The organism is Faecalibacterium sp., from assembly GCF_052358865.1.
Taxonomy (GTDB): domain Bacteria; phylum Bacillota; class Clostridia; order Oscillospirales; family Ruminococcaceae; genus Faecalibacterium; species Faecalibacterium butyricigenerans.
In genome coordinates this window covers 122,388-133,550 of record NZ_DAWCVJ010000001.1, presented here as the reverse complement: position 1 = coordinate 133,550, position 11,163 = coordinate 122,388, and the positions used below count along the sequence as shown (strand labels likewise).

The window sequence follows — 11,163 nt, the reverse complement described above, 5'->3', positions numbered from 1 at the left end:
AAGTCAAACAAATATGAACTTTTTCCGAAACTTTGAAAAAAGCATTGACATTAAAATTCTTTTGTATAAAATTGTTCCGTACCAAACAATTATTCAAAGGAGGTTCCACAGATGATAAAAAAACTTGTGTCTCATCTGGGCGAGTATAAGCGCGCCGCGATCCTGACACCGATGTTTTCCGCGCTGGAAGCCGTCATGGACATCCTGCTGCCCACCATCATGGCCTTCATCATCGACCTTGGCATCGCAAAGGGCGATATGAACGCCATCCTCAAGTATGGCCTGCTCACCTTCGCAGTGGCGGCCATCGCTCTGCTGCTGGGCATTCTGGCGGGCAAGTATGCCGCCGAGGCATCCACCGGCTTCGCCGGCAACCTGCGTGATGCGATGTACGAGAACATCCAGCACTACTCCTTCTCCAACATCGACAAATTCTCCACCGCCGGCCTCGTCACCCGCATGACCACCGACGTGACCAACTTACAGAACGCCTTCCAGATGATGGAGCGTATGTGTGTGCGCGCCCCGGTCCATCTGGTGTTCGCCCTCATCATGACCTTTTCCATCGGCGGCCCGCTGGCTCTCATCTTCGTGGTGGCTATCGCCTTCCTTCTGGCTGTACTGGCCAGCATCATGGTGCCCACCTTCAAGATCTTCGACCGGGTCTTCAAGAACTACGACAACCTGAACGCCTCGGTGCAGGAGAATGTCTCTGCCATCCGCGTGGTCAAGAGCTTCGTCCGCGAGGGCTTTGAGAACGAGAAGTACACCAAGGCCTGCGAGGGTCTGTACCAGCAGTTCGTCAACGCCGAGAGCCGCCTGAGCTTCAACAACCCCGCCATGCTGACGGCCATCTATGGCTGCAATATCGCCCTGAGCTGGTTCGGCGCAAAGTACATCCTCCACGGCGCACTGACCACCGGCCAGCTGAACGCTCTGTTCGGCTACATCATGAACATCCTGATGGCCCTGATGATGCTGAGCATGGCTTTCGTCATGATCTCCATGTCCGCTGCCTCCGCCAAGCGTATCGTCGAGGTCCTGGACGAAAAGACCGACCTGCCCCCGGCCAAGGCCCCGGTGCAGGAGGTCAAGGACGGCAGCATCCGCTTCGACCATGTCTCCTTCAAGTATAAGCATGGTGCAGGCCAGCCCGTCCTGAACGACATCACCTTCGACATCCGGCCCGGCGAGACGCTGGGCATCATCGGCGGCACCGGCAGCGCAAAGTCCAGTCTGGTGCAGCTCATCCCCCGCCTGTACGACGCCGAGAGCGGCACCGTCAGCGTGGGCGGCGTGGATGTCCGGGACTACGACCTCAATGTCCTCCGCCGGGAGGTCTCCATGGTGCTCCAGAAGAACGTCCTGTTCTCCGGCACCATCCTCGACAACCTCCGCTGGGGCAACGAGAACGCCAGCGAGGAAGAGTGCATCCGGATGGCCAAGCTGGCCTGCGCCGATGAGTTCATTGAGCGCTTCCCGGATAAGTACAACACTTGGATCGAGCAGGGCGGCTCCAACGTGTCCGGCGGCCAGAAGCAGCGCCTGACCATCGCCCGTGCCCTGCTGCGCAAGCCGAAGATCCTGATCCTCGACGACTCCACCAGCGCCGTGGATACCGCCACCGACGCAAAGATCCGGAAGGCGTTCCGGGAGGAGATCCCCGGCACCACTAAGATCATCATCGCACAGCGCATCTCCTCGGTGCAGGATGCCGACCGCATCCTTGTGCTGGACAATGGCCAGATCAACGGTCTGGGCACACACGAGGAGCTGCTGAAGACCAACACGATCTATCAGGAAGTCTACAACAGCCAGACACAGGGCGGCAGCGGCGACTTCGACAAGCAGGGAGGTGAGCAGTAATGGCAGAACAGAAAGCAAAGGTCGTCCACGGCCCCGGCCCCCGCGGCATGGGAGGCCCGCGTCCGAAGGTCGAAAACCCGGGCAGACTGCTCAAGCGCATCATGGCTGAGGTGTTCCAGCACTATCTGCCCCACTGCATCCTCGTGCTCATCTGCATCGTGGTCAGCGCATTGGCCAACGTGCAGGCCAGCCTGTTCCTCCAGACCCTCATCGACGACTATATCATCCCCATGACCCAGCAGCAGGACCCCAGCTTTGCGCCGCTGGCCGGTGCACTGATGCGGGTAGGCTGCATCTATGTGGTGGGCATCCTCGCCGCATGGCTCAATGCCCGCATCATGGTCAACGTCACGCAGGGCACCCTGCGCAATCTGCGCATCCAGCTCTTCACCCACATGGAGAGCCTGCCCATCCGCTACTTTGACACCCATCCCCACGGCGACATCATGTCCGTCTACACCAACGACGTGGATACCCTCCGTCAGATGCTCAGCCAGAGCATCCCCCAGCTGGTATCCAGCGCCATCACCATCGTTTCCGTCTTTGCCAGTATGTGTATGCTGAGCTGGCAGCTCACCATCGTCACCATGCTGATGGTGGCCCTGATGCTGTTCTGCTCCAAGAAGATCACCCAGCAGAGCGGCAAGTTCTTCATCGCCCAGCAGCGTGACCTCGGCAAGGTGAACGGCTACATCGAAGAGATGATGGAAGGCCAGAAGGTCGTCAAGGTCTTTACCCACGAGCAGAAGACCCTCGAGGGCTTCCGCGAGCTGAACGATAAGCTCAAGGACAGCGCCAAGCAGGCCAACAGCTTTGCCAACATCATCATGCCCGTCACCGCCCAGCTGGGCAACATCAGCTATGCCATCTGCGCTCTGGCGGGCGCAGCCATGGCCGTCAGCGGCGTCGGCAGCGTGACGCTGGGCACCGTCATGGCCTTCCTCGCCCTGAACAAGAGCTTCAATATGCCCATCAGTCAGGTATCCATGCAGGCCAACAGTATCATCATGGCGCTGGCCGGTGCAGAGCGCATCTTCAAGATGATGGATGAGCCCAGCGAGGCCGACGAGGGCTATGTCACCCTCGTCAACGCCAAGTACGATAAGGATGACACCCTCGTGGAGACCAGCGAACGCACCGGTATCTGGGCGTGGAAGCACCCCCACCACGACGGCACCACCACCTACCACAAGCTGGAGGGAGACATCACCTTCACCGACGTCGATTTCGGTTATCTGCCGGACAAGACCGTCCTCCATGACATCAACCTCTATGGCCGTCCGGGCCAGAAGATCGCCTTTGTCGGCTCCACCGGTGCCGGTAAGACCACCATCACCAACCTCATCAACCGCTTCTACGACATTCAGGACGGCAAGATCCGGTACGACGGCATCAACATCCAGAAGATCCGGAAATCCGACCTCCGCCGCTCTCTGGGCATCGTGCTGCAGGACACCCACCTGTTCACCGGCACGGTCATGGAGAACATCCGCTATGGTCGGCTGGATGCCTCTGATGAGGAGTGCATCGCCGCCGCCCGTCTGGCCAACGCCGATGGCTTTATCAAGCGTCTGCCCGACGGCTACAACACCATGCTGACCGGCGACGGCGCGAACCTGTCGCAGGGCCAGCGTCAGCTGCTGGCCATTGCCCGCGCAGCGGTCGCTGACCCGCCGGTGCTCATCCTCGACGAGGCTACTTCTTCCATCGACACCCGTACCGAGGCTCTGGTGCAGCGCGGCATGGACGGCCTCATGTATGGCCGCACCAGCTTCGTCATCGCCCACCGCCTCTCCACCGTCCGCAACGCGGACTGCATCGTGGTGCTCGAGCAGGGCCGCATCATTGAACGCGGCAGCCACGACGAGCTGATCGCCAAAAAGGGCAAGTATTACCAGCTCTACACCGGCAATCTGGCCGAAAACTAAGCGCACTACCACAAAAGCCGCCGTGCAGCCTTTCACAGCTGTACAGCGGCTTTTCTTGTGTTTCGTCGAATTTTATGGTATCCTGTAGGTGTCGGCCTTCCGACTCCATTAAATTGGGGAAGGGGGTGAAAAACCTATGGAGACATTCTTTTCCTTCATTCTGTCCGTCGCAGCCAATGTAGTTGCTCACTGCATTGACAAGTGGCTTGACGAACAGCTTAAGGCCGGTAAGCACTAACCCCTAGCAAAACAAAACGCCTCTGGTACGTCACTACCGGAGGCGTTTTGTTTGCTCATTGGTGAAAAACCATGAAGATGATTCTTCCTTCATTGATTTTATTATATGCTCTCTCTGCAAAAAAGTCAAGTGCTTCGCATTTTTGTCAGTTCAGATCGTGCTTTTTGCAGAGCTTCTTGCTCACCCAGTACATCCCGGCCCAGATGGCGATGGCGAGGATAAGGTACACCGGGTTCCGCAGCGAGCTGACCAGCGACTGGCCGAAGAGGGCCATCATTGCCACCATCACGGCCTTTCCGACCAGAAGGGTGAGCAGATAGCGCTTCTCGTCAAAATCCGAGATTCCGAAAGCCAGATGCAGAAACGCTGTGGGCGTGAAGGGCAGGACCGCCAGCATGAAGAGGGTGGCGGTGTCCACATGGCTGACCCACTGCTGGGCCTTTTTCAGCTTTTCGGAGCGGGAGGCCAGCTTCCAGAAAAAGCGCTTGACCACCCGCCGCCAGAACAGGAACACCACCGTGCCTCCGGCAGCGACGCCGACCCAGCTGTAGACAAAGCCCAACAGCCCACCATGGGCTGCGACGTTGAGGGCCACGATGGCGATGAGGGGCAGCGGCGGGAAGATGGACTCCACCATTGCCAGAAGGATAGGTGCCACCGGCCCCAGCCCCTCAAAGCTGTCCAGCAATGTCTTCCAGAATTCCAGCGTACCCAGCTGATGTATCCCGTCGATGAACATCGTTCCCATCGTGCTCGTACCCTTCCTTTCGCTTCCGCCCATTATTGAATCATAGTATATCCATCATCTATGACCGGGAGATGAACAAAATCTGAGCAATTTTGCCATTTTACAGCCTCATCTCTCCTATAACAACGGAACAGGCCCTCGTTTTCCTGCACGATTTTCTATTCTTAAGTATTCTGGGCTGCTTCGGCGGCCTGCTTTTCGGCCTTGATGCGCTGGCGTTCCAGATACTGGGCGCGCTGCCTTTTCCAGTTGGCCAGAGAAGCATCGTCCGGCATCTGGATGCAGCGGGCGAAGGCCCAGTGCAGGCCGTCCCGGCGGGACATCCGGTATTTCTGGAACACGCCCCGGCCTGCCTCGCCGCCCTTGCCCGCACAGACGGGGCACTGGGACAGGGTATACCAGCCGCTGCTCCCCTTTTTCAGCCAGACGTCGTCCGGCTGCAGGGCCGTGCCGCAGACCGGGCAGGCCATCGTGCCGATGACCGGGTCCAGCTTCCATGTGGACTGTTCCAGATAGCCCCGGAACACCTTGAAATCCCGGTAGTCGCCCGGCGTCGGGCAGAGGTTCTGGTGCAGCGTCTCGTCCTCGGTAGGGTAAGCGGCCAGCCCGGCCTGCAGGTCCAGCCTGCGGCAGATGTCGGCGGTGTAGAGGGTATCGGACAGGGCATCGTGGAAGGGTCGCTCCATCGGGATGCCCATCCGGGTGACGACGCTCTCCAGCTTCATCCCCTCGCCCTCTTTGCGGGGATGCTCCCGCAGGAAGATCTGCTGCAGGTCGTACCAGACCGTCGGACGGCTCTCGTCGAGGTTGCACAGGAAGAGGTTCTGCTTGAGCACCGGCACATCGTCCAGCCCCCACTCGGCAAACTCGGCATCGGGGCCGCACCACTTCATAAAGCGGCGGAGGCCCTGAAGGATGGGTTCGCCCTTGTCGAGGTCTTCCTGCGTCAGACCGGTGACTTTGGCGATGTGGTGCTGCAGGCTGCGGAAGATGCGGGGACGGAGGTGGATGGAGAAGGTATCCAGCACATTGGCGTCCTCGTCGATCTTGACAGCGCCGATCTCGATGATCTCGCCCCGGAGCGTCTGCTGGACGCCATGGTAATTGAAGGTAAAGGGCTTATAGCCGATATTCCACTCCAGATCGAACAAAACTAAGTTGCGCGGCATTTGCGTTTGGTATCCTTTCACAAAATGAACTTCTCGATGGCCTCAGCCACACCGTCGTGGTTGTTGTCGGCCTCCGTCACATAGTCGGCGGCCTCCTTGACGGGCGGCTCGGCGTTCTGCATGGCCACGCCCACACCGGCATAGCGGATCATGGAGCGGTCGTTGAGGCCGTCGCCGCAGGCCATCAGGTTGTCGCGGGTCAGGCCCATCTCTTCCAGCAGGCCCGCAAGGCTCACGTCCTTGGCGACGCCCAGCGGCACAGCCTCGATGAAGAAGGGGCTGGACGGGTAGAGGTCGATCTTGCCTTCAAACACCCTCCGGCCTGCCGCCAGCACCTCGTCGCGGCGGGCGGGGTCGAGGGTGATGAGCATCTTGCAGATGGGGTAGTCCACATAGGCGGCGAGGTCCTCCACCCTTTGCATGGGCAGCCCACAGGTGAAGCACTCCTTCAGCGCCCACGGGTCCTCGGGGCTTTCGGAGACGACGCCCTGCTCATTGTATGTGACGATGGCCACCTTCTGCTCCTTGGCAAAGGCGCAGAGGGCCGGCACCACCTTAGGATCCAGCCACTGGCTGTAGAGCGTCCTGCCGGTAGCGCAGTCGGTGATGGAGCCGCCGTTGTAGGAGAGGATGCAACCGCCCTTCTTGTCCAGCTCCAGCTCCCGTGCCAGCGGCACTACGCCCGCCGTGGGACGGCCCGAAGCCAGCACGATGGTCACGCCCTTGGCGGCGGCAGCGTCCAGCGCCGTCCGGGTGGCGGGGGTAACGACCTTCTGGTCGTTGGTCAGGGTGCCGTCGAGGTCGAGTGCCAGCACACGGATCTCTTTCTTTTCCATTTCCTGCCTCACTTATCTGGAACAGGCCGGAACGCGCCGCCCTGTCGCTGTTTTTGGTCATACATTGTTTATTGTACAACGGATGCAGCGTCCTGCGCAAGACTCTGGCCGAGATTTCTCTGAAATTCCCGGTTTGTTTGAAAATACAAACTGTAGTTTGCCACAAAAAACGCGAAGGGACAGTCTTCTCTAACTACTTTCCGTAAAAAGTTAATGCATCTTAACATCGTCAAAAACCCTTGCAAATTCCGAAATCCGCGCTATAATATCCGCAGAAACACTTGTACGGTGTCTTTCCCGACACCTCTGTGAAGTACGATAAAAGGAAGGTATATAAACTATGGTCGATATGAAAAAGATTGCTCTATTCGCTGCCGGCACCCTGTTCGGCTCCGCCGGCTTCAAGCTGCTGTCCAGCAGCGATGCCAAGAAGGCCTACACCCAGACCACCGCCGCTGTCCTGCGCATGAAGGACTGCACCATGGAGACCGTCAGCAAGGTACAGGAGCAGGCCAGTGACATCCTCGAGGATGCAAAGGCCATCAACGAGGCCCGCGCTGCCAAGGCTGAGGCCGAGGTCATCGAGGACACGGCTGAGGCTGCTGCCGCCGAGACCAACGAGTGATCTTACAGTCTCTGAGCCGCCTGCGGGCGGCTCTTTTTCGTGGCTATTTTTGCAATACGCAGAGGATATTCAGATATGAAATGTACTATTCTTCATGAGAGCCGCGGCCGTCTGCGGGTACACGTCTGCAACGTGCGGATGACGCTGCACCGGGCCGACGTGTTGGAAGCCTACCTGAACCACCACGACGCTGTCAGCAAGGCCAAGGTCTACGAGCGGACGGGCGACGTGGTCGTCTGCTACACCGGTTCCCGCAAGGCGGCCGTCGCCGCCCTGAGCGGCTACCGCTTCGACGACCCCGAGCTGGACGCTCTGGTCACCAGCGCCGACAGCCGCCGCATCAATCAGGAATATCAGGAAAAGATGTACGACCTCGTGGCGGGCCGGGTGCTGCGCAAGCTCTTCCTGCCTGCCCCCCTCGACGCCGCCTATACGGTGCTGCGCTCCCTCCACTTCCTCTGGAAGGGTGTGCGCTGCCTGTGGCGGCGCAGGCTGGAAGTCGAGGTACTGGACGCCCTGAGCATCGGCGTGTCCATCCTACGGAGGGATTTTGCCACCGCAGGCTCGGTCATGTTCCTACTCAACGTCGGCTCCCTGCTGGAAGAGTGGACCCGCAAGAAGAGCCTTGACGATCTTGCCCGCAGCATGGCCCTGAACGTCGATAAGGTCTGGGTGCGCGCACAGGGCACCGAGGTGTTGATGCCCCTGACCAAGGTGCACCCCGGCGACGAGATCGTCGTCCGCTCCGGCAACATGATCCCGCTGGACGGCACCGTCATCGAGGGCGAGGCCATGGTCAATCAGGCCGCGCTGACCGGCGAATCCATGCCGGTGCGGAAGATCACCGGTGCCACCGTCTACGCCGGCACGGTGGTGGAGGAGGGCGAATGCGTCCTGACCACCAAGGCCGAGGGCGGCACCAACCGCTACGACAAGATCGTGGCCATGATCGAGGAGTCCGAGAAGCTCAAGTCCAGCACCGAGAACCGTGCACTGGCTCTGGCCGATCGTCTGGTGCCTTGGTGCCTCGGCGCGACCATCGTCACCTATGCCCTGACCCGGAACGCCACCCGTGCCATCTCCTGCCTGATGGTGGATTTCTCCTGCGCCCTCAAGCTCTCGATGCCGCTGGCCGTCCTGTCCGCCATGCGGGAGTGCGGCGCAAGCCACATCACCGTCAAGGGCGGCAAATACCTTGAGGCCCTGTCCAAAGCCGATACCATCGTCTTCGACAAGACCGGCACCCTGACCCGCGCCACCCCCAAGGTGGTCAAGGTCGTGCCCTTCTCCGGCCGTACCGAGGCCGAAGTCCTTCAGCTGGCCGCCTGCCTCGAAGAGCATTTCCCCCACTCGATGGCCAACGCCGTCGTCCGGGAAGCCAAGGAGCGCGGCATCTCCCACGAGGAGATGCACTCCGAGGTGGAATATATCGTGGCCCACGGCATCGCCAGCCGGGTCAGCGGCGACCGGGTCGTCATCGGCAGCCATCACTTCGTCTTTGAGGACGAGCACTGCAGCATCCCCGAGGAGGAGCGCCAGAAGTTCGACGACCTCGAGCCGGAATACTCCCACCTCTATCTGGCTGCCTCGGGCCGTCTGGCCGGCGTCATCTGCATCGCCGACCCGCTCCGCCCGGAAGCCGCCCGTGTGCTGCGCGCCCTGCGCAGCCTCGGCATCACCCGCACGGTCATGATGACCGGCGACAGCGAGCGTACCGCCGCCGCCATCGCAAAGCAGGTGGGCGTGGACCGCTTCTTCGCTGAGGTGCTGCCCGAGGACAAGGCCGCCTTCGTCCAGAAGGCCAAGTCCGAGGGCCACACCGTCGTGATGATCGGCGACGGCATCAACGACTCCCCCGCCCTCTCCGCCGCCGACGTCGGCATCGCCATCAACTCCGGCGCTGCCATCGCCCGCGAGATCGCGGATGTGACCATCAAGGCCGACAGCCTCGAGGAGCTGGTCATCCTCAAGACCATCGCCAACTCCCTGCAGCGCCGCGTCAGCGCCAACTACCGCTTTGTGCTGACCTTCAACTCTGCCCTCATCGCACTGGGTGCTCTGGGCATCCTGCAGCCTGCCTCTTCGGCCATGCTGCACAACCTCTCCACCATCGGCATCAGCCTCAAGAGCATGACCAACCTCATCCCCGAGGAAAAGGCGCAGAAGGCGCTGGCGGAAAAGAATTAACTCCCTCCGGAATCCAAAAAAATACCGGCTGTGCAGCTGCACAGCCGGTATTTTTATGTCCAAATATTACAGTTTACTCAAGGCCGATCTGCTGGGCATATTCTTCCAGCAGCTCCCGCTCGAGGAAGGGGGTCTTGACGCCCTCGCGGTCGCGGTAGGTCTCATGGCCCTTGCCGATGACGGCGATGAGGTCGCCCTCCTGTGCATGGTCCACGGCATAGTGCAGCGCCTCGAGGCGGTCGGGGATCTCCACGAATTTGGCGTCGGGGTTGCCCTTGTTCATGCCCACACGGATGTCGGCGAGGATGTCCTCCACCTTCTCAAAGCGGTTGTTGTCCTCGGTGAGGATGGAGAAGTCAGCCATCTTGGCGCAGATCTCACCCATGCCGTAGCGGCGCAGCTTGGAGCGGTTGCCGCCGCAGCCGAACACCACCACAAGGCGGTGGGGCTTGTAGGCCCGCAGAGTGGTCAGCAGGCTCTCGGTGGAGACCTCGTTGTGGGCGTAGTCCAGCAGGATGGTGAACTTCCTGCTGATGGGCACCAGCTCGACGCGGCCCTTGACCACGCAGCGGCTCAGGCCCTCGTGGATGGCCTCATCCGGCAGGCCCAGCACCTTGCCCACGGTGAGGGCAGCCAGCGCGTTGTAGACGCTGAACTCGCCGGGCATATTGACCCTGACGTCCATATCGTCCTTGCCGGAGACATGGAACTGAACGCCGAGGAAGTCGTGGGTGCGCAGCAGCTGGTACGTACCGGCGCGGTAGTCGGCCTTTTCATCGCAGCCGTAAGTCACCAGCTTGCAGGTGTGACCTTCCAGCAGGGCCTCGGTGTTCTCGTCGTCGATGTTCACGACGCCGGTGGTGCAGCGTCGGAAGAGCTGTCCCTTCCAACTGCGGTACTCCTCGAAGGTCTTGTGCTCGCCGGGGCCGATGTGGTCGGGCGAGAGATTCGTAAAGACGCCGACGTCGTAGTGGATGCCCGCCACGCGGTCCATCATGAGGCCCTGACTGGACACCTCCATCAGAGCCGTGTCGCAGCCCGCGTCCAGAAACTCCCGGAAGGTCTTCTGCAGCTCATAGCTCTCGGGGGTGGTGTTGGCCGTCTCCTGATGATGACCGAGGAAGTAGATGCCGTTGGTGCCGATCATGCCCACCTTGCGGCCTGCGGCCTCCAGCACGCTCTTGATCATATGGGTGGTGGTGGTCTTGCCCTTGGTACCGGTGACGCCGATCATGGTCATCCGGCGGGAGGGATTGCCGAAGAGATTGCCGCTCATGAGGGCCAGCGCATAGCGGCTGCTCTCCACCTTCAGCACAGTGACGCCGGGGACGGCAGAGAGGTCGATGTCGTGCTGGACGACCAGCGCCGTGACCCCCTCGGCCGCGCACTGGGCGGCATAGTCATGGCTGTCCCGCTGGGTGCCCACGATGCAGACGAAGAGCCGCCCCGGGGCCGCCTTGCGGCTGTCGTAGATGATGTCCTCGATGTCAAGCTCAAGGCTGCCCTGCACCAGCGTATAGGGCACGCCCTCCAACAGTTGTTCCAGTTTCATGGTTCAGATGCTCC

At 60.6% G+C, this 11,163-nt stretch carries 8 protein-coding genes; 4 read left to right on the top strand and 4 right to left on the bottom strand.

Annotated features, from left to right (window positions below; translation table 11 throughout):
* The first annotated feature begins 111 nt into the window (after window positions 1-111).
* Together ACT8X9_RS00555 and ACT8X9_RS00550 are read left to right on the top strand one after the other, a co-directional pair.
* Window positions 112-1,866 carry an ABC transporter ATP-binding protein gene (locus ACT8X9_RS00555; RefSeq protein WP_444267769.1) on the top strand — a complete coding sequence of 585 codons (1,755 nt, stop codon included), beginning with the start codon at window positions 112-114 and terminating at the stop codon, window positions 1,864-1,866.
* Window positions 1,866-3,794 (top strand): ABC transporter ATP-binding protein, encoded by a 1,929-nt coding sequence (locus ACT8X9_RS00550; protein WP_444267768.1) that lies wholly within the window; start codon window positions 1,866-1,868, stop codon window positions 3,792-3,794. Before ACT8X9_RS00555 ends, ACT8X9_RS00550 begins: the two co-directional genes overlap by 1 nt.
* Before the next feature lie 383 nt (window positions 3,795-4,177).
* Here ACT8X9_RS00550 and ACT8X9_RS00545 read toward each other — a convergent pair whose 3' ends face one another.
* The 3 genes from ACT8X9_RS00545 to ACT8X9_RS00535 form a co-directional block, all read right to left on the bottom strand.
* Window positions 4,178-4,780: a TVP38/TMEM64 family protein gene (locus ACT8X9_RS00545; RefSeq protein WP_249234193.1), complete on the bottom strand. Its 603-nt coding sequence runs from the start codon at window positions 4,778-4,780 to the stop codon at window positions 4,178-4,180.
* 164 nt (window positions 4,781-4,944) lie between these two features.
* A complete protein-coding gene (locus ACT8X9_RS00540) occupies window positions 4,945-5,949 on the bottom strand; it encodes a 3'-5' exonuclease (RefSeq protein ID WP_444267767.1) in 1,005 nt (334 codons plus the stop codon).
* A 17-nt stretch (window positions 5,950-5,966) separates the two neighbouring features.
* Complete coding sequence (locus ACT8X9_RS00535) at window positions 5,967-6,785, bottom strand: Cof-type HAD-IIB family hydrolase (protein WP_444267766.1); 819 nt, start codon at window positions 6,783-6,785, stop codon at window positions 5,967-5,969.
* 340 nt (window positions 6,786-7,125) lie between these two features.
* On the opposite strand from ACT8X9_RS00535, the gene ACT8X9_RS00530 reads away from it, so the two are divergent.
* Entirely contained in the window at window positions 7,126-7,410 is a 285-nt protein-coding gene (locus ACT8X9_RS00530; protein ID WP_444267765.1) for a DUF6110 family protein, read from the top strand.
* A 75-nt stretch (window positions 7,411-7,485) separates the two neighbouring features.
* Window positions 7,486-9,597 carry a heavy metal translocating P-type ATPase gene (locus ACT8X9_RS00525; RefSeq protein WP_444267764.1) on the top strand — a complete coding sequence of 704 codons (2,112 nt, stop codon included), beginning with the start codon at window positions 7,486-7,488 and terminating at the stop codon, window positions 9,595-9,597.
* Window positions 9,598-9,670: 73 nt separating this feature from the next.
* Here the strand turns inward: ACT8X9_RS00525 and ACT8X9_RS00520 are convergent, their stop codons facing one another.
* Window positions 9,671-11,149, bottom strand: coding sequence for a UDP-N-acetylmuramoyl-L-alanyl-D-glutamate--2,6-diaminopimelate ligase (locus ACT8X9_RS00520; protein WP_444267763.1), 1,479 nt, complete (start codon window positions 11,147-11,149; stop codon window positions 9,671-9,673).
* Window positions 11,150-11,163: the final 14 nt, after the last annotated feature.

What these genes read in the sequence shown, in the direction of transcription:
- ACT8X9_RS00530 (WP_444267765.1), top strand. Translation starts at nt 7,126, where the DNA reads ATGGTCGATATGAAAAAGATTGCTCTATTCGCTGCCGGCACCCTGTTC.
- ACT8X9_RS00545 (WP_249234193.1), bottom strand. Translation starts at nt 4,780, where the DNA reads ATGGGAACGATGTTCATCGACGGGATACATCAGCTGGGTACGCTGGAA.
- ACT8X9_RS00550 (WP_444267768.1), top strand. Translation starts at nt 1,866, where the DNA reads ATGGCAGAACAGAAAGCAAAGGTCGTCCACGGCCCCGGCCCCCGCGGC.
- ACT8X9_RS00525 (WP_444267764.1), top strand. Translation starts at nt 7,486, where the DNA reads ATGAAATGTACTATTCTTCATGAGAGCCGCGGCCGTCTGCGGGTACAC.
- ACT8X9_RS00540 (WP_444267767.1), bottom strand. Translation starts at nt 5,949, where the DNA reads ATGCCGCGCAACTTAGTTTTGTTCGATCTGGAGTGGAATATCGGCTAT.
- ACT8X9_RS00520 (WP_444267763.1), bottom strand. Translation starts at nt 11,149, where the DNA reads ATGAAACTGGAACAACTGTTGGAGGGCGTGCCCTATACGCTGGTGCAG.
- ACT8X9_RS00555 (WP_444267769.1), top strand. Translation starts at nt 112, where the DNA reads ATGATAAAAAAACTTGTGTCTCATCTGGGCGAGTATAAGCGCGCCGCG.
- ACT8X9_RS00535 (WP_444267766.1), bottom strand. Translation starts at nt 6,785, where the DNA reads ATGGAAAAGAAAGAGATCCGTGTGCTGGCACTCGACCTCGACGGCACC.